Raw genomic sequence first — 17,511 nt, forward strand, 5'->3', positions numbered from 1 at the left:
GGAGCGCGATGAGCAGCATCGTCATCTTCGGGGCGGGCGGGCGCGGAGGGCGCCGTGCCGTCGCCGAAGCCGTGAGCCGCGGGCACCAGGTCACCGCCGCCGTCCGGGATCCCGGCCGCCACGCGGATCTCGCCGGGGACAACGTCACCCTGATCGCCGCCGACGTCACCGTCGCGGACGACGTCGCGAAGGCCGCCGCCGGACACGACGCCGCGATCAGTTCCGTCTACCGCGCGGACCTCCCGTCACGCGAGTACTACCCGGCCGCCGCGCACGCGCTGATCGACGGCCTCGGGCGCGCCGGGGTCGCGAGACTGGTCGTCGTCGGTATCGGAACGGCGCTGGAGATCGAACCGGGCGTCGCCCTGCACGATCAGCCGGGTGTGCCGCCCGAGCACCGCGAGTTCTCGCTCGGGCACACGGCGGAGCTGGAGGTCTTCCGTACGTCCGGTGATGAGCTCGACTGGGTGATCGTCGCGCCACCGCCGGTGTTCCTCGACGAACACGCCGAGCGCACGGGCGTGTACCGCAGCGGGGACCACCGGGTGCTGCCGCGCGCGGAGGACGCGAAGCCGTTCTCGTACGCGGATCTCGCGGTCGCGCTGGTCGACGAGATCGAGCGGCCGGCGCATTCGAGGGTGATGGTCGCCGTCGACTACTGAATGTGGTGGCAGTCGGCCGCAGGTCCGTGAAGGCCTCCTTCCCTACCCTGAAGGTAGGCAAGGAGGCCTTCACGGACTCGGCCTTCACGCGCGGTCGCCGGTACTTCACGAGCGTGACTCAGCGCTCCGGCGAGTCCCCGCCGTTCTGCTCGGCCAGGAACCGCTCGAACTGGTTGCCCAGCTCCTCGGCGGTCGGCATGTGCTCGACCGACTCCGCGAGCAGGCTTTCCTTGCCCGACGCCTCCATGAACGTGTCGTACTGCTGTTCCAGCGCCCGCACCACGTCGGCGACCTTCTCCGAGCCGGCGACCTGGCGGGCGATCTCGGCCTCCGCCTCGTGCGATGCCTCCCGCAGCTCCCCGTCCGGCAGGTTCAGCCCGGTCGCCGCGGCCACGGCGCCCAGCAGGTTCAGCGCGGCGCTCGGGTACGTCGAGTCCGCCAGGTAGTGCGGCACGTGCGCCGCGAACCCGGAAGCGTCGTGCCCCCACTCGCCGAAGCGGAACTCCAGCAGCCCGGCGATGCTCCCCGGCACCTGCATCCGGTTGGGCAGCGGGCGGTGTTCGCCGACCAGTTCGTTCCGCGTCGCGTGCGCGGTCACGCCGAGCGGGCGGGTGTGCGGCGCGCCCATCGGGATGCCGTGGAAACCGGTGGTGAGCCGGACGTTCCAGCGCTCGACCAGGCCGCGGACGGCCGCGCAGAACCGCTCCCAGTCGTGGTCCGGTTCCGGCCCGGTGAGCAGCAGGAACGGCACGCCGTCGGCGTCGTGCAGCAGGTGGACGACCAGTTCGGGGGCGTCGTAGGCCTCCCAGTGGTCGATGGAGTAGGTCATCGCCGGGCGCCGCGAGCGGTAGTCGATGAGCCGGTCGACGTCGAACCGCGCGATCACGCGGTGCTCGGAGGAGTTCAGGAGCTGCTCGGCGACGAGTTTGCCCGCCGAGCCCGCGTCCATGAAGCCGTCGAAGTAGTGCAGGAGCACGGCCCCGCCGAGGTCAGGGACGTCCGAGTCCACCTCGTACAGGTCTTCCGGGTCCAGCGCCACCAGATCCTCCAGGTTTCGTGCGTGCAACCGTCTACGGGTGGCAACGCCCCGATAGGGGGTATCCATTCCGCCGGCCGTGGCCGAAATCCTATCGGTCCGTGACAGGTGTCGTGGGCGGTCCACACCGAGGTGGTGCAGGGTGGAGGGGTGACGGAAGAGACCCTCGGCCTGCGCCCACCCGCCAATCGGGTGAGCAGGCGCGCCATCGGCTACTGGACGGTGTGGGCCGCGGTCGGCTGGGTGATCCTCGTCGCGGCGCAAGCCGTGTTCGTGCTCACGAGCGACGACGCGCCGACGTGGCTCACGGTGACACTGACGATCTCCTGCGTGCTCGCACCCCTGCATCTGCTGGTCATGCCGCAGTGGCGGTACCGGATCCACCGCTGGGAGGTCACCGGCGAGGCCGTGTACACGCAGGAAGGCTGGCTCAAACAGGACTGGCGGATCGCGCCGATCTCGCGGATCCAGACCGTCGACATCGAACGCGACCCGGTCGAGCAGCTGTTCCGGCTGGCGAAGATCACCGTGACGACGGCGTCGGCCGCGGGCCCGGTCAAGATCTCCGGTCTCGACCACACCCAGGCGCTCGCGCTGGCCGCGGAACTCACCAGGACCACGCAGGCCACTCCGGGTGACGCGACATGAGCACGGAGGCACCGCCGGACGCCGAGGTCGGCCAGTGGCACCGGCTCGACCGGCGGATGCTGCTGATCCGCCCCGTCCTCGACGTCGTCAAATCGCTGCCGGTGCTGATCGGGACGGTGATCCTCGGCCGGGGCAACGGCTGGGAATGGTTCGGGCTGGGCGTCACCGCCCTGACCGTGTTCGTCGGCGTCTCGCATGTCCTCACGTCGCGGTACCGCGTCGCGGACGGCCAGGTGGAATGGACCACGGGGCTGCTGCTGCGCAAACATCGCGCGATCCCGCTGGACCGGATCCGCACGGTCGACGTCACGTCGGAACCGAAGCACCGTTTGTTCTCCCTCAGCGCCGCGCGCATCGGCACCGGACGGCATTCGGTGGCGCAGGGCTCGGGCAACGACCAGCTGGTGCTCGACGCGGTCAGCCAGGCCGAGGCGCACCGCCTGCGCACGGTGCTGTTGCACCGCAAGGAGATCTCTCCGGAAGCCGAGGCGGCACCCCCGGAACAGGTCGTGGCGGAGGTCGACCGGAAGTGGGTGCGGTACGCGCCGTTCACGCTGTCCGGCCTCGCCGTGGTGGGCGCGGTGTTCGCCGCGGTCTGGCATTTCGCGCACCAGCTGGACATCGCCCCGGAGAACGTCGGACCGCTGCGGGACCTCCTGGACGATCTGGCGAACACGGCGGTGTGGCTGATCGTGGTCGTCGCGGCGGTCGGCCTGCTCGTGGTCGTCTCGCTGCTGTCCGTCGGCGGCTACGTGCTCTCGTTCTGGAACTTCAAGCTCACCAGGGAATCCGAGGGCACCCTGCACGTCCGGCGCGGGCTGATCACCACGCGTTCGGTGTCCATCGAAGAAGAACGGCTTCGCGGCGTCGAGGTGAAGGAGCCGCTGCCGTTGCGGATCGCGGGCGGGGCGCGGCTCACCGCGATCGCGGGCGGGCTGCGCGAGGGCAAGGGCGGGGACAAGGGCGGCGGGCTCCTGCTGCCGCCCGCGCCCGTCGGCCGGGTCCACGAGGTCGCCGCCGAGGTGCTGCGCGAGAACTTCGACCCGGCCACCGTGCCGCTGAACCGGCATCCGCGACGGGCGCTGACGAGGCGGCTCACCCGCGCGATCGGCGGCGTGCTGCTGCTCGCGGCGGTGCTGTTCGGGCTGGCGTGGATCGATTTCCTGCCGTCGTGGATGTGGCAGGTCGCGCTCGGCCTGGTGCCGTTCGCCGCGCTGGTGGGCTGGGACCGCTACCGCAACCTCGGCCACGCCATCGTCGGGCGGTACCTGGTCAGCCGGTCCGGTTCGCTCGCGCGGGCGACGGTGGCGATCCGGCGTGAGGGCGTCACCGGCATCGTCGTCAGCCGCTCGTTCTTCCAGCGCCGCGCCGGATTGATCACCGTGACGGCCCCGATCGCGGCGGGCAAGGGCGGCTACCAGGTGGTCGACGTCGGCGAATCGGCCGGACTGGCGATGGCGGAGCGCGCCGCGCCCGGCCTGCTCACGCCCTTCCTTCGCCGTGATGCTCAGCGATAGCCGGTGACGTCCGCGGGCAGACCGGGATCCTGGACTTCGACGAGATAACGCCAGCAGTCGGGCCTGCTGCCGTCGAGGTCGGTGAATCCGTATTCCTTCGCCAATTCGCCACTGGACATCGATTTCCCGTTCCACCGGGCGACTTCCGCGTCACCGGCCAGCGCCGCGACCGCCCTGCCAACGAACGCGGGGCTTTCAGAAATGGCGAAGTGCGGTTGCACCTTCGTCGCGTCGCGCCAATTCTCTTCCGTCACCCGATAAGCGTCGAGCATCGCTTCGGAACGCAACCAGCCCGGCGTGACGGCCACCGCGGTACCGCCATGCGGTGCCAATTCATGCCCGAGCGCGAACGCCATCCGGTTCACCGCGGTCTTGGCGAGATCGTAGAAGAACGAAACGCGGTAGTTCTCCGAGTTGTACTCGGTGGTGCCGTCGTTGACCTCGACGACCAGCGCGCCCGGATTCCTGATCATGAGCGGAAGCGCGAAATGGCTGGTGATCGCATGCGTGTCGATCGCGAGTCGCAGCGTCCGCAGCCCGACGTCCAAAGTGGACTCCCAGACCGTCTTGTCCCATTCGATGGGCGCGCCGTAGATGTCGTTGACCAGCACGTGCAGTGCGCCCTGTTCGGCGTCGATCCGTTCCACCAGTTCGCGGACCTGGTCCGCCTCCAAATGGTCCACACCGATCGCGATCCCGTGCCCGCCGGCCTCGTCGACGAGCGCCGCCGTCTCCTCGATCGTCTCCGGGCGATTCATTTCCGAGCGCCGGGAACCGGTACTGCGGCCGGTCACGTAAACGGTCGCGCCCGCGGCACCGAGCTGGACCGCTATTCCCCGACCGGCCCCGCGAGTCGCCCCGGCGACCAACGCGATCTTGCCCGTCAATGGCTTTTCCATGGTCCGAACCTAGCAAGAAGTCCGCTTGTTCGTGGACCAAAGTCCCTGGTCGGCAATTCACACAATGTGCTACTTTCTTGACTCTTCGTGATTCTCCGGCGAGAGGTCGAGATGACGCCTGCCGCACGATCCCTGGACACCACCGCCCCGCCGAAACGCACCCCCGGCGCCAGCAGTTCACGCAAGGTACTGCAGCTGCTGCTCTCCTTTTCCGAACGCCGCTGGGACGCGAGCGTCGCCGAACTGGCCGCGAGGATCGGCACCCCGGTCGCCACGACGTACCGCTATGTGGCACTGCTGAAGGAACTCCAACTCCTGGAGGAGGGCAAGACGGGGCGCTATCACGTGACGAGCCAGGTGATGCCGCTCGCGCGGGCAGCGCAACTGGCCAACGATCTCGCCCGCCTCGCCCGGCCGTCGATGGAGGAGGCGGCCCGCGACCTCGGCGAGACGGTGCTGCTGTTCCAGCATTTCGGCGACTCCGCGGTCTGCGCGGACCAGGTCGAATGCGAACGCGCGATGCGGTTCACCTTCCAGCCGGGGCATTCCGTCCCGCTCGGCACCGGCGCCTCGGGCAAGATGCTGCTCGCCATGCTGCCGGAGGGCGAACGCGAAAGACGGCTTTCGTCGATCGTCCAGCGCCGCGGCCCGAGCGTCCGGGAAGAGGTCAAACGCGCCGGGGCGAACCGGTATTCGGTGAGCTGGGGCGAACTGGACGACGGCGTCTGGTCGTGTTCGGTGCCGATCCCGAGCACCGGGCACCGGCCCGCGGTGCTCACCTTGGCCGCCCCCGCGACCCGGATCGGCGACGACGCGAAACGGGCCGCCATCGTCGCGCTCCAGTCGTACGCGAGCCGGATCCATCGCGCCGTTTCGTCGTTCGCCCTCTGATCACGCGAGTTCGCCCTCCAATCACGCGAGTTCGCCGTTCAATCACGCGTGTTCGCCTCCTGATCACGCGAGTCCCCCTCGCGGTAATTCGCGCGCGGCCGCTCAGCCCGGCGGGTACAACTCGATCCGTGATCCGACTCGCCATTCCCGAAGACCTGCCCGCGCTCCAGGACATCGAACGCGCCGCGGGCGAACCGTTCCGCGCGCTCGGCATGGCCGCGATCGCCGACGACGATCCGCCCTCGATCGCGGACCTCACGGCCTTCCAGCGTGACGGCCGGGCCTGGGTCTGGGACGCCGGCGACGGCCCGGTGGCGTACCTGCTCGCCGAGGTCGTCGACGGTCACGGGCATATCGAGCAGGTGTCCGTCCATCCCGATCACGCGCGCCGGGGTCTCGGGCGGCGGCTGATCGAACACGCCGCGGAGTGGGCCTCGCGAGAAGGCCTCGCCGGACTGACGCTGACGACGTACGCCGAGGTGCCGTGGAACGCGCCGTACTACGCCCGGCTCGGCTTCACGACACTCGACGAAAGGAGCCTCACGGAGGGCCTTCGGGCCATCCGCGCCCACGAAATCGCCCGCGGCCTGGACGCGTGGCCTCGGGTGACCATGCGGCGGTGACCACCGCGGCTCATCCGGGCGCGGAGGCGATTTCGCGGGCGACGCGATGCCCGGATTCGGCGGCGCCGTCGATGTAACCCGCCCAGCGCGTGGCGGTTTCGGTGCCCGCCCAGTGCAACGGCCCGACCGGCGCGCGCAAGGCCGGACCGAAACGGGTGAGGGTGCCGGGTGTGGTGAACGCGCCGTAGCAGCCGCGGCTGAACTCCTCCTCCGCCCAGTCACGTTCCAGGTACGCGATCGGCCTCCTGGCCCGTGGCCCGAAATACCCGGCGAGGTCGTCGAGGACCAGGGCACGGCGGTCCGCGGGGTCCAGCCGCGCGCCGGCGTCGGCGTGCCGCCCTTCGAGGAAGCCGACGAGCACCGCGGGCGATCCGCCGTGCGGAGTGTTGTCGAACACCGTGCCCAGCGAGCGACGGTCGCTGTTCGCCTGACCGCTCAACCCTTTTTCGCGCCAGAAAGGCTCGTCGTAGACGACGTTGACCTTGATCACCCGTCCCATCGGCATACGCTGGACTAGTTGGTCGCGATCGCCGGGCAGGCCGGGGGTGAACCGCAGGCGCGCCGCGAGCGTCGGTGGCACCGCGACCACGGCGTGGCGGGCGCGGACGGTCGTGGCGCCCGCCCGTACCCGGACTCCCGAACTCTCCCAGTCGATGTCGGTCACCGCCGCGCCGAGGACGACGCGGTCACCGAGTTCGTCGGCGAGCGCGAGCGCGATGCGCTGCGTACCGCCGACGACCCGGTCCTGCTGCGCGCCGCCCGCCGTGTCGATCATCGAGTCCAGCCCGCCTCCGGCGCCGAGATAGCAGGCCACCCACAACGCGGAAAGATCCTCGGGCTCGGCGGAGAACAACGCCTCGGTGATCACCCGGAAGAACGACCGTCCCGCCGAGGTGCGGGCGGTCCGCCGCAGCCAGGTCGCCAAGGTCTGGCCGTCCAGTTCCGCTGCCCGCTTCGCCAGCCACGGCTCCGCCGTCGGCACCTGTCGCGCCAGACGGTCCAGCCGTAGCTGAGTCTGGCCGATGTCGGCCAGTGCCACGGGTCCCAGGCGCGGGATCCGCCCCGTGTACTCGGCCCGGCGCCCGGCGAACTCGGCGATGCGCCTGCCCGTGTCATACGTGGGATAGGTGCTCAGTCCCAGCTCGCCGATCAGCGCGAGCACCTCGTGCTGCCCCGGCCCCACCCACTGGCCGCCCACCTCGATGGGGCCGCCGCCGGGGAGCTCGTCGTTCAGCAGCCTGCCGCCCACTCGGTCACGCGCCTCCAGCACCAGCACCTCGGCCCCGGTCCGGGCGAGATCACGTGCGGCGACCAGGCCCGCGATCCCCGCTCCGACCACCACGACATCCACCGACCGCTCCATCGCCACCACCTTCATACAACGTGTATCTGACATTCGGAGTGTATGTGATAGTCATGGCGAATGGAATCGGTGCGCGTGAAGTACGCGGAACACACCCGCCAGACCTTGTTCGACACCGGCCTGCGCCTGTTCGCCGAACACGAGTACGCGAGCCTCTCCGCGGAGGAGCTCGTCCGCGCCGCGGGCCTGACGCGCGGGGCGCTGTACCACCACTTCGACGGCAAACGCGGACTGTTCGAGGCGGTCGTGGACGAGCTGGAACACCGGGCGGCGGGCCGCATCCGGACCGCGATCGCCTCGTCCGAGGACCCGGTCGAGCGCACTGAACGCGGAGTCACGGAATTCCTGGCCGTCTGCGCCGAGCCCCGGTACCGCCACGTCGTGCTCTTGCAGGGGCCGATCGCGCTCGGCTGGCGCCGGTGGCGCGAACTCGATCAGAAGCATCTGGGCGGCTTGGTCGACGACACGGTCCAGGCGATGCTCGCCACCTCCCGGATCCGGCCACATCCAGCCAAGCTGGTCGCGGCCGCCTTCTACGGAGCACTGACCGAGCTGGCACTGGTCGTCGCCGAGACCGACGAGCCCGACCAGGCGCGAGCACAGGCCGCGGAACTGGTTCACGACCTGATCGCCGGTTTGACCACTCATTGAAACGCCACTCACGACCACCCGGCGCCGGCGATGACCCGCGCGGGGGGTTGGGTTGGCGACGGTCGTCGAACATGTGTTCTACTGTCCGCGCCGGCCCCGGAGGGGGAAGCTCCGCGGGCCGGCACCGGACTTCAGGGAGGCACGGATGGCGGTCAAGATCACCCATCTCACCAACGGGCAGCAGGTGCGCTTCGCGAACGCGGACGGCGCACGCCGCTACGCCGAGATCATCGGCGGCGGGGTCGACAAATGGCGGTTCACCGTGGTCAGCGGGCATGAGCGCCCGGAATTGTCGGGGCGGGTCGTTAATGTGCCGGTATGGCGTATGACTTCCAGGTGACCGTGGACTCCGCTCGACCGCACGACCTCGCCGACTGGTGGGCCGAGATGCTCGGCTGGCAGGTCGAGGCGAGCAACGAGGAGTTCATCCGCGAGATGGTCGCCAAGGGGTATGCCCCGGCAGAGGCGACCACCACGCACAACGGTGTCCTGGTCTGGAAGGACGGCGCGGCGATCGTCCATCCCGAGACGAAGCAGCGGTTCCTCTTCCAGCTGGTGCCGGAGGGGAAGACGGTCAAGAACCGCCTGCACCTCGACATCCGGATGGGGGCGGACAAGATCGAGGCCGAGCTCGAGCGGCTGACCGCACGCGGTGCGACGTTCCTGCACCGCGGCAAGCAGGGTCCCGCCGAGTGGATCACGATCGCGGACCCGGAAGGCAACGAACTCTGCCTCTCCTGAGGCGGGCCCACGAGGGCCCGCCACTGGGGGTGTCATGAAGGGACCTGGTCCCGTCGGCTGTGCCCTTCATGACCGAGCGCGCGGCCCTCGTGCGCGTCAAGGCCCTCGTGAGTGGCAAGGAACCGTCCTTGCCACTCACGAGGCCCGATGGTCACCGCGGGTTACTCCCCCCGCCAAGCGACATAGTCGGCGACAGCGGCCGCGACGTCGAAGCCCGGTTCGAAGCCGGTGTCCTCGACCAGCCGCGAGATGTCGAGATGAGGCCCCGTCAGCCCACCCGGCCGGAGATCGAGCCGGAGTCCCGGCGTGATCGCCTCCAGCGCGTCCACGAGCTCGCGATGCACGAACGGCCGTCCGCGGGACACGTTGTACGTGGTGTACCGCAAGGTTTCCGCGTCCATCAGCGAAGCGATCGCGCGCCCCGCGTCGGGCGCGTAGCAGCTGTCGCCCCCGTCGTCCGCGTTCAGTGGCGACGGCCGCTCGCCGCGCAGCACAGCGCTGATGTACGGCGGGAGGGGGTTGAACGGCGATTCCGGATCCATCAGCGGACCCCAGATACTCCCGATCCGGAGCACCACCGGCTGCACGCCGCTGCCGGCCAGAGCGTGGGTGGTGATCGGCTCCACGGCCTTCTTGAAGGCGACGATCGGATGCGGCAGCTCCACGGTGGGCAGGGCGAGTTCCTCGTGCCACGGCGAAACGGTCTGTCCGATGTAGACGCCGAGACTACCGGCGACGGCGAACCTGCGGACGCCCCACGCGCGGGCGGCGTCCAGGGCGTTGAGCAGGGCCGTGGTGTCTGCGCGGAAGAAGCCGGACGGGTCGTCGCCGGGGATGCTTCCGGCGAGATGGACGATGTCGCCGATGTCGTGGCGATCGGCCAGTGCCAGGAACGCGTCCCGGTCGGTGACGTCGAGGGATTCGACGATGACCCGGCCTTCGAGGAACGAGGGGACGCCGGTGCGGCGATGGGCGGTGACCACGACGTCGTGACCGAGGTCGGTGAGCGCGCGGGCGGTGTGGGCGCCGATCATGCCCAGCCCTCCGGTGACGAGGATCATCGGCCGACGCCGTAGTGCAGGTGGGTCACGCCGGGAGCCGGAACCGCTTGCAGCAGACGGAGTTCCACGTGTTCCGGGAGTTCGTGGAAGAACCTCCTGCCGCCCCCGAGCAGGATGGGCACCTGGTGGAGGATCACCTCGTCGACCAGCCCGGCCGCCAGCGCGGAGCTGACCAGTCCGCCGCCCATCAGGCCGACGTCCTTGCTGCCGGCGATCTCCCGCGCCGCGGCGATGGCGTCCTCGACACCGGTGGTGATCACGGTCTGTCCGTCACCCGCTTCGGGCACGGGCCGGTTGCTGAGCAGGACCATCGGCGCGGTCGGATGCGGGCTTCCGCCGCCGAACCGGCTGGAGTGCTCGTAGGTGGTGTGCCCGACGACGATCGCACCGACCCGGCTCGCGATGGAGTCGAAGAACCGCGCGCTCGGTTCGCTCAGCTTGAACCCGTCGAACACCTGGCTCGGGGTGTCGCCGTCGAAGTACCAGTCGAACAGTGTCGGCGCGTCGCCGAGACCGCTTCCGAACTCGTCGGCGCCCTCGGGGCGCTTCCCGCTGATGTAGCCGTCCACCGAGACGGCGAGGCCGGTGAAGACCTTGCTCATGTCATTCCTCCACGCTTCGTTTCACTTCTTCGAGGTGAGCGGCGATGCCGCCCGGGCCGCCGCCGACTTCGCGGACCGGCGGCCAGCCCTGCTCCCGTGCGTATTTCGCGACCCGTGCGGCCAGTTCGGCCCCCGGTCCGTCCCCCGCGATCACCACCGGACCCGGATCGGCCCCCAGGCTCCGGGGATGGGCCGCGGCCCACTCCAGCACCGCCCGCGCCGCCGGGAACGCGGGCACTCCGGCGGCGATGACCACCGCCCCGCAGGCCGCGACCCGTTCGGCCCCGGCTCCGCCAGGGGCGAACCAGAGCACTAACGGCGGGGCGGCACGCCGCACGGAAGGCCAGTGCACCCGCGCCACACCGCTCCGCATGCGCAGTCCCGCAACGCGCTGACCTGCTCTTTCGGCCATGAACAACCCTGTCACGGGTGAGGCGGGGAAGGGAAAGACCGATCCCGCATCGCCGTCTTGCGCGGAACGCATCACCCCCGCGCGTACCGGCGGGGATACTCGACGCCATGTCCGAACGTCCCGCCGGGCCGCGGCTGCTGGGTATGCCTTCGGCCGCCGACGCGATCGAGCTCAAGCACCTCCGGGCGTTCGTCGCGGTCGCCGACGAGCTCAACTTCAGCCGCGCCGCGAACCGGCTGTTCGTCTCCCAGCCCGCCCTCAGCCGCCAGATCAAAGCGCTGGAAAGCCTGATCGGTTGTCAGCTGCTGCGCCGTTCGACCCATCGCGTCGAACTCACCCTCGCCGGTGAGGCGCTGCTCGGTGCCACCCTCCCGCTGCTGTCCGACATGGACGACGCCATCGCCCTCACCCGCTCGGTCGGTGGCGAGGTGAACGCGCGGGTCACGCTGCTGTGGAATTCGGTCGTGGAGGACGGCGCGAACGGTCTCGCGGCGATGCGCGAAGCCTTCGAAGCGTTCAACGCGCAGCTGCCCATCCCGGAGGGCACCGTGGTGAGGCCGGTCCAGGCGGACGGGGTGTCCTCACTGGTGGTCGCGCCCGGGCAGGGTCCCCGGCCGACCGTGCTGCATCTGCACGGCGGCGGGTACATCGCGGGCTCGGCGTTCGGTTACCGCCCGCTGGCCGGTGCGCTGGCGGCGGCGACCGGCGCCGCCGTCCTGGTGCCGGACTACCGGCTCGCGCCGGAGCATCCCTTCCCCGCCGCGGTGGACGACGCGCTCCGCGCGTACCGCTGGCTGCTCGGCCAGGGCACGGACCCGGAACAGCTGACCATCACCGGCGATTCGGCCGGCGGCGGTCTGGCCGTTTCCCTCATGCTCAGGCTGGCGAAGGAAAGACTTCCCCAGCCGGGCAGGGCGGTACTGCTGTGCCCGGCGCTGGACGTGGTGAATCCGCCCGGCGGCGACGGCCCGGTCGCCCGGTGGTTCTCGCTCTACGTCCGCGACCATCCGGCGACGGATCCTCTGCTGAACATCTTCGAGGCCGATCTGTCCGTGCTGCCGCCGTTGCTCGTCCAGTGCGGTACCGAAGACGTGACCCTGCCCGAGACGCGCCGGTTCGTCGACCACGCCCGCGGGCAGGGGCTCGACGTGCGCTTCGACCTGTACCCGGTCAGCACGCACGTGTTCCATCTGTTCTGGTCGTTCCTGCCGGAGGCGGCCGACGCCCTCGAACAGGTCGCCGGCTTCCTCCGTACGGACGAGAACGGTTCCGCGGCCGAAGCCGGTTAGGCGAGCTTGTCCAGTGCGCGAGGCAAGGCCGTCGCGAGCAGGTCGAGCTCGGTCTCCCCGGCGATCAGCGGCGGCGACACCGCGATCCCCTTGGCCAGGTTCCGCACGAGGACGCCTTCGTCCCGCGCCAGCCGCTGCAGCCGGTTCGCCGCACCGGGGTTCGCCGCGACGACGTCCGCCTTCAGTTCGACCGCGCCGAGGAAGCCCAGCCCGGCCCGTACTTCTTCGACCAGCGGATGCGAGGCCAGCCCGGAAAGCGCGTCCGCCAACGGCTTCTCCAGTTCCCGCCCGCGCGGGATGAGCCCGTCGCGCTCGTAGATGTCCAGCGTCGCGTTCCCCGCGGCGCAGGCCACCGGATGCCCGGCGTAGGTCGCGCCGTGCCGCAGCACCGGCGCACCCGGCGCGCCGGTGAAGAACGGCTCGGCCACCCGGGGCGCGACGACCAGCGCGCCCAGCGGGATCGTCCCGCCGGTGATGCCCTTCGCGGTCGTGATCATGTCCGGTTTCACCGCCCACCGGTCGATCCCGAACCAGGTGCCGAGCCGCCCGAACGCGGCGATCACGCAGTCCGCGACGAACAGCACGTCGTGTTTGCGGCAGATCTCGGCGACCGTCTCGATGTACCCGTCCGGCGGAAGGAGGACGCCGCCCGCGCCGATCACCGGTTCGCAGAAGAAGGCCGCGACCCGCTCCGCGCCGACCCGCAGGATCTCCGCTTCGAGCGCTTCGGCGCTGTCGTAGGGCACGTGCGAGATGTCGCCGGGCAGTGGCCCGAAGCCCGCCGCGTTGGCCGCGATGCCGCCGACGGCCGTGCCGAAACCGTGGGTGCCGTGGTAGCCCTGCACCCGGCCGATGACGTGCACCTTCTCCGGCCGCCCGGTGTGCGCGAAATACGAACGGGCGATCTTGACCGCGGTGTCGATGACGTCACCGCCGCCCGATCCGAAGAAGACCTTCGAGCCCGGTTCGGGTGCCAGCGCGGAAACACGCTCGGCGAGCTTCAGCGCGGGCTCGTTGGCGTTGTAGCCGAACAGGTTGTACGAATCGAGCGTCCGCAACTGGTCCGCGACGGCCTGCGCGATCTCCTCGCGGCCGTGCCCGAAGTTCGCGTACCAGAGTGACGCGGTCGCGTCGAAATACCGCTTGCCCTCGTCGTCCCAGACGTAGGAACCCTCACCGCGGGTGATGACGAGCCGGTCGCCGTCGACCGCTCCCATGTCCGCGAAGGGGTGCCACAGCGGATTGCGCGCGGACGCCGACGAAACCATGATCTTCCTCCTCGTGCTCGTGCCCCCATCCTCACCCGGATCCGGCCGGGACGCGAACACTCCATCGTGCACAGTTCGCGCTCCGGATCTGTCCGGCTTGTCGCGGCGGCCGCCGGTGAATCTCCAACACCATCCCTTCGGCTCTTGACCGGCGTCGAGCGATCCTGTTGTTTGATGAGTGAATTTGTTCAAAGTTGAGCATTCTGGGAGGAACTTATGCGTCGTCTCGCCGGCACGTTCGTCGCCGCCTGCACGCTCACCGCCCTCTGCGTCGTTCCGGCGGCGGCCGCCGCCGAGAGCCCACCACCGGTCGCGACCCCGCCGATGGGATGGAACAGCTGGAACAAGTTCGGGTGCGACATCACCGAAGAGCTGATCCGGGAGACCGCGGACGCGATGGTCTCGTCCGGGATGAAGGCGGCGGGCTACCAGTACGTCAACATCGACGACTGCTGGGCCGAGAAGAACCGCACCCCCGACGGGAAGTACGCACCACACCGGACGCGCTTTCCCAGCGGTATCAAGGCATTGGCCGACTACGTGCACGGGAAGGGCCTGAAACTCGGCATCTACACCAGCGCCGGCACGGAAACCTGCGCGCGGACCATGCCCGGTTCGCTCGACCACGAAGAGGTCGATGCGCAGACGTTCGCGGACTGGGGAGTCGACTACCTCAAGTACGACAACTGCCACAACCAAGGCCGCCCCGCGCTGGAGCGGTACACGAAAATGGGCGAGGCACTGAAGAAGACCGGCCGCCCGATCGTCTACGCCCTGTGCGAATGGGGTGAGAACAAGCCGTGGGAGTGGGGCAAGAGCGCGGGGGCGCAGTTGTGGCGCACCACCGGCGACATCAGCGACTCCTGGTCGAGTATGACCAACCTCCTCGACCAGCAGGTCGGCCTGGAAGGCTATGCCGGGCCGGGTGGCTGGAACGATCCGGACATGCTCGAAGTGGGCAACGGCGGCATGACCGACACGGAATACCGCTCCCACTTCGCGCTCTGGTCACTGCTCAACGCGCCACTGCTGGCGGGCAACGACCTGCGCTCGATGTCGGAGGCGACCAAGAAGATCTTGACGAACAAGGATCTTCTCGCCGTCGATCAGGACTGGGGCGGCAAGCAGGGCCGCAAGATCCGCGACGACGGTGACACCGAGGTCTGGGCCAAACCGATGTCCGACGGCTCGAACGTCGTCGTGCTGTTCAATCGCGGCGGCGCACCGGCGACCCTGTCCGCCACCGCCGCCGAGATCGGCGCCCCGGCGGCGTCGGGCTACCGGGTCCGGGATCTGTGGACCGGCGCGGAGACCGAATCCGCCGGTACCTTGCGTGCCGGGCTGCCGAGCCACGGCTCCGCGGTGTTCCGCGTCTGGCCGTCGAACCAGCCGAACGCCGCGCCGCATACGACGCTTTCCTTGACCTCACCCGAATACGCGGCCGTCGACAAGCCGTTCACCACGACACTGCGGGTGTTCAACGACGGCCGGACACCGGTCCGGTCGGGTGTGGTGAGGCTGGCGGTCGGCGCGGGATGGAAACCCGACGGTGCCACCGAAGCGCGGATTCCCGCCGTCGCGCCGGGGAAGTCATGGGAACGAACGTGGACGGTGCGGCCGTCGTCCCCCGGCGGCGACCGGGTCGAGGTCTCCGGCCGGTTCGGCTACCGGACGTCCTGGGGCACGCGGTCGTTGTCCGTGGACGGAAGCGCCCCCGTCGTGAAACCGCCCGCCGCCGGGACGAACGCCCTGTCGAAGGCGGTGTTCATGACGGCGGACAACGGCTACGGCCCGGTGGAACGCGGGACCAGCAACGGTGAATCGAAAGCGGGCGACGGCCATCGCATGAGCATCGGCGGGGTGACCTACGACGACGGGCTGGGCGTCCACGCGCCGTCGAAGGTCCGGGTCTACCTCGGCGGCGGATGCGCGTCGTTCACGTCGTTTGTCGGGGTCGACGACGAGAAGGCCGGCGGCAGTGTGGCTTTCGAGGTCGTCGGCGACGGCAAGCGGCTGGCGAACACCGGTGTGCTCAAGCGCGGTCAGGCGGCGGAGAAGCTTTCCGTGCCGTTGAGCGGGGTTCAGGTGCTCGATCTGGTCGTGACGGACGGCGGTGACGGGGTCGACTCCGACCACGCGGACTGGGCGGGCGCCACGCTGCGCTGCTAAGGCTCGCCCTTGCAGTCCGGGAAGGCCTCCTTCCCTACCTTCAGGGTAGGCAAGGAGGCCTTCACGGACCTTCGGCCAACCGCCACCGCGTTCAGTAGGTACTTATGGCAGCCCTTGGCCCCTACGCGTGCTAGGAAAGGACCGTTCCTTGCAAATTTTGCAAGGAACGGTCCTTTCCTAGCGTTCCTGCCGCTCACGCGTCCCGGCGCTCATAAGCGGCCAGAAGCTGCTTCTCCGCCTCCCGCAAGTACTTCTCCAGCGCGGTCTCGGCGGGCCCGAAACGTCCCCGCTCCAGATCCCGCAGGATCCGCTCGTGCCGCTCCAGGAACGGCTCGAAGAACGCGCGCGTGTTCTCGGCCAGCACGAAGAAGAGCCGCGTCTCCGCCAATACCTGGCGCATCGTCGTGCTGACCCGCTCGCTGCCCGCCAGATCGCCCACCGCCTGATGGAACGCGATACTCGCGGTCCCGACGGCCTGCCAGTCGCCTTCGTCGGCCGCGGCACGGCCATCCCGCACGGCGGCCGCGACGGCCGAAAGATCCACAGTGGACAGTTCCGACGCGCGCCGCAGCGCACCGCATTCGGTGACCCGTCGCATGACGTACAGATCCGAGATGTCCTGCGCGGTCAGCTCGCGGACGAACACACCGCGGTTGAGCTCGTGCACCGCGAGCCGTTCGTGCGCCAGCAGCTGGAAGGACTCGCGCAGGGTGTTGCGCGAGACGCCCAGCGCAGCACTGATCGACGGTTCGGAAAGCCTCGACCCCGGCGGGAAGACGCCTTCGGTGATGCGCTGACGCAGGATCTCGGCGACCCGTTCCGCGGTCCCGCTTCGTTCGAGCAAGGGTCTGTCGCGGGCCAGCGTCTCCTCGGCGGCAGAGGTGGACACGGCGTTACCTGACGCCGAGTTCGAAGTCGAGACTGTACCGGTTGCCCGGCATGGCACCGGCGGCCTTCGCGCCGTCGATCGGGAGCGCGACGCCGTTGACGAACCGGGATTCGTCGCTCGCCAGGAAGACCACGGCCTTCGCGACCTCCCACGCCTCGCCGACCCGTCCGGCGGGTGTGCTCGCGACCAGCTGGTGTTGTTTGGCCTCGAAGTCCTCCGGCGACGCGAGCGTGCCGCGCAGCATGTCCGTGTCGATCGCGCCCGGGTTGATCGTGTTCGCCCGGATCCCCTGGTGCGCGTGCGCGACCGCGATCGACTTCATCATGCCGACCAGCGCGTGTTTGGTGGCGTTGTACACCGGGTCGCCGGGGCGGCCCATCACGCCGCCGTTGGACGACGTCGTGACGATGCTGCCCGCCTTGTTCGCGATCATGTGCGGCAGTACCGCCCGCGTGCCGAGGAAGGCGGCCCGCACGTTCAGCGCGAAGATGTTGTCGAATTCCGCCAACGTGGTGTCGGCCAAGGGTTTCCCGAGGTGGATGCCGACGTTGTTGAACAGCACGTCGACCCGGCCGGTTTCGGCGACCACGCCGCGCACGAACTCGTCGACCTGTCCTTCGTCGGTCGCGTCCACAAGGGAGTGCCGCGCCCCTTCGACGGATTCCCCGGGCTCGCGGATGTCACTGGAGAACACGGTCGCGCCCTCGGCGACGAACTCCTTCACGGTGGCGAGCCCGATACCCCTCGCTCCCCCGAAGACGACCGCGACCTTGCCTGCCAGCCGACCCAT

Annotated in this window: 19 protein-coding genes; 10 read left to right on the forward strand and 9 right to left on the reverse strand. The window is 69.6% G+C overall.

What is annotated here, in order from left to right; genetic code table 11:
* Positions 1–8 precede the first annotated feature (8 nt).
* Entirely contained in the window at positions 9–662 is a 654-nt protein-coding gene (locus AB8M46_RS04295; protein WP_394359600.1) for an NAD(P)-dependent oxidoreductase, read from the forward strand.
* 118 nt (positions 663–780) lie between these two features.
* Here the strand turns inward: AB8M46_RS04295 and AB8M46_RS04300 are convergent, their stop codons facing one another.
* Complete coding sequence (locus tag AB8M46_RS04300; protein ID WP_394360840.1) at positions 781–1,701, reverse strand: proteasome assembly chaperone family protein; 921 nt, start codon at positions 1,699–1,701, stop codon at positions 781–783.
* 105 nt (positions 1,702–1,806) lie between these two features.
* Between AB8M46_RS04300 and AB8M46_RS04305 the strand changes: the two genes are divergently transcribed.
* Positions 1,807–2,346 (forward strand): PH domain-containing protein, encoded by a 540-nt coding sequence (locus AB8M46_RS04305; protein WP_394359601.1) that lies wholly within the window; start codon positions 1,807–1,809, stop codon positions 2,344–2,346.
* Positions 2,343–3,863, forward strand: coding sequence for a PH domain-containing protein (locus AB8M46_RS04310; protein ID WP_394359602.1), 1,521 nt, complete (start codon positions 2,343–2,345; stop codon positions 3,861–3,863). Before AB8M46_RS04305 ends, AB8M46_RS04310 begins: the two co-directional genes overlap by 4 nt.
* Here the strand turns inward: AB8M46_RS04310 and AB8M46_RS04315 are convergent.
* Positions 3,854–4,762: an SDR family oxidoreductase gene (locus AB8M46_RS04315; protein ID WP_037341256.1), complete on the reverse strand. Its 909-nt coding sequence runs from the start codon at positions 4,760–4,762 to the stop codon at positions 3,854–3,856. The two genes, AB8M46_RS04310 and AB8M46_RS04315, sit on opposite strands and share 10 nt — an antisense overlap.
* 111 nt (positions 4,763–4,873) lie before the next feature.
* On the opposite strand from AB8M46_RS04315, the gene AB8M46_RS04320 reads away from it, so the two are divergent.
* Complete coding sequence (locus AB8M46_RS04320; RefSeq protein WP_394359603.1) at positions 4,874–5,653, forward strand: IclR family transcriptional regulator; 780 nt, start codon at positions 4,874–4,876, stop codon at positions 5,651–5,653.
* A gap of 128 nt (positions 5,654–5,781) precedes the next feature.
* Positions 5,782–6,276, forward strand: a complete 495-nt coding sequence (locus AB8M46_RS04325; protein WP_394359604.1) for a GNAT family N-acetyltransferase — start codon at positions 5,782–5,784, stop codon at positions 6,274–6,276.
* 10 nt (positions 6,277–6,286) lie between these two features.
* Here AB8M46_RS04325 and AB8M46_RS04330 read toward each other — a convergent pair whose 3' ends face one another.
* A complete protein-coding gene (locus AB8M46_RS04330; protein ID WP_394359605.1) occupies positions 6,287–7,639 on the reverse strand; it encodes a flavin monoamine oxidase family protein in 1,353 nt (450 codons plus the stop codon).
* Positions 7,640–7,699: 60 nt separating this feature from the next.
* Between AB8M46_RS04330 and AB8M46_RS04335 the strand changes: the two genes are divergently transcribed.
* The 3 genes from AB8M46_RS04335 to AB8M46_RS04345 all read left to right on the forward strand — a co-directional run bounded on the left by AB8M46_RS04335 (position 7,700) and on the right by AB8M46_RS04345 (position 9,031).
* Positions 7,700–8,290 (forward strand): TetR/AcrR family transcriptional regulator, encoded by a 591-nt coding sequence (locus AB8M46_RS04335; protein ID WP_394359606.1) that lies wholly within the window; start codon positions 7,700–7,702, stop codon positions 8,288–8,290.
* 145 nt (positions 8,291–8,435) lie between these two features.
* Positions 8,436–8,630, forward strand: coding sequence for a hypothetical protein (locus AB8M46_RS04340; RefSeq protein WP_007028443.1), 195 nt, complete (start codon positions 8,436–8,438; stop codon positions 8,628–8,630).
* Positions 8,609–9,031: a VOC family protein gene (locus AB8M46_RS04345; protein WP_394359607.1), complete on the forward strand. Its 423-nt coding sequence runs from the start codon at positions 8,609–8,611 to the stop codon at positions 9,029–9,031. Before AB8M46_RS04340 ends, AB8M46_RS04345 begins: the two co-directional genes overlap by 22 nt.
* A gap of 161 nt (positions 9,032–9,192) precedes the next feature.
* Here AB8M46_RS04345 and AB8M46_RS04350 read toward each other — a convergent pair whose 3' ends face one another.
* Genes AB8M46_RS04350 through AB8M46_RS04360 form a run of 3 tightly spaced genes read right to left on the reverse strand, consistent with a single transcriptional unit; the run spans position 9,193 to position 11,067 of the window.
* Entirely contained in the window at positions 9,193–10,092 is a 900-nt protein-coding gene (locus AB8M46_RS04350) for an NAD-dependent epimerase/dehydratase family protein (protein ID WP_394359608.1), read from the reverse strand.
* Complete coding sequence (locus tag AB8M46_RS04355; RefSeq protein WP_350595876.1) at positions 10,089–10,694, reverse strand: dihydrofolate reductase family protein; 606 nt, start codon at positions 10,692–10,694, stop codon at positions 10,089–10,091. Before AB8M46_RS04355 ends, AB8M46_RS04350 begins: the two co-directional genes overlap by 4 nt.
* Position 10,695: 1 nt before the next feature.
* Complete coding sequence (locus AB8M46_RS04360; RefSeq protein ID WP_394359609.1) at positions 10,696–11,067, reverse strand: alpha/beta hydrolase fold domain-containing protein; 372 nt, start codon at positions 11,065–11,067, stop codon at positions 10,696–10,698.
* 146 nt (positions 11,068–11,213) lie between these two features.
* On the opposite strand from AB8M46_RS04360, the gene AB8M46_RS04365 reads away from it, so the two are divergent.
* Positions 11,214–12,395: an alpha/beta hydrolase fold domain-containing protein gene (locus AB8M46_RS04365; RefSeq protein ID WP_394359610.1), complete on the forward strand. Its 1,182-nt coding sequence runs from the start codon at positions 11,214–11,216 to the stop codon at positions 12,393–12,395.
* Here the strand turns inward: AB8M46_RS04365 and AB8M46_RS04370 are convergent.
* Positions 12,392–13,663: an aspartate aminotransferase family protein gene (locus AB8M46_RS04370; protein WP_037341242.1), complete on the reverse strand. Its 1,272-nt coding sequence runs from the start codon at positions 13,661–13,663 to the stop codon at positions 12,392–12,394. The two genes, AB8M46_RS04365 and AB8M46_RS04370, sit on opposite strands and share 4 nt — an antisense overlap.
* 216 nt (positions 13,664–13,879) lie before the next feature.
* Between AB8M46_RS04370 and AB8M46_RS04375 the strand changes: the two genes are divergently transcribed.
* A complete protein-coding gene (locus tag AB8M46_RS04375; protein WP_394359611.1) occupies positions 13,880–15,832 on the forward strand; it encodes an NPCBM/NEW2 domain-containing protein in 1,953 nt (650 codons plus the stop codon).
* A gap of 193 nt (positions 15,833–16,025) precedes the next feature.
* On the opposite strand, the gene AB8M46_RS04380 is transcribed toward AB8M46_RS04375, so the two are convergent.
* Positions 16,026–16,721 carry a GntR family transcriptional regulator gene (locus AB8M46_RS04380; RefSeq protein ID WP_350595887.1) on the reverse strand — a complete coding sequence of 232 codons (696 nt, stop codon included), beginning with the start codon at positions 16,719–16,721 and terminating at the stop codon, positions 16,026–16,028.
* A 4-nt stretch (positions 16,722–16,725) separates the two neighbouring features.
* On the reverse strand, positions 16,726–17,511 hold the full coding sequence (locus tag AB8M46_RS04385; protein WP_394359612.1) for an SDR family NAD(P)-dependent oxidoreductase: 786 nt from the start codon (positions 17,509–17,511) through the stop codon (positions 16,726–16,728).

It is taken from the genome of Amycolatopsis sp. SB7-3 (assembly GCF_041021335.1).
Lineage (GTDB): Bacteria > Actinomycetota > Actinomycetes > Mycobacteriales > Pseudonocardiaceae > Amycolatopsis > Amycolatopsis japonica.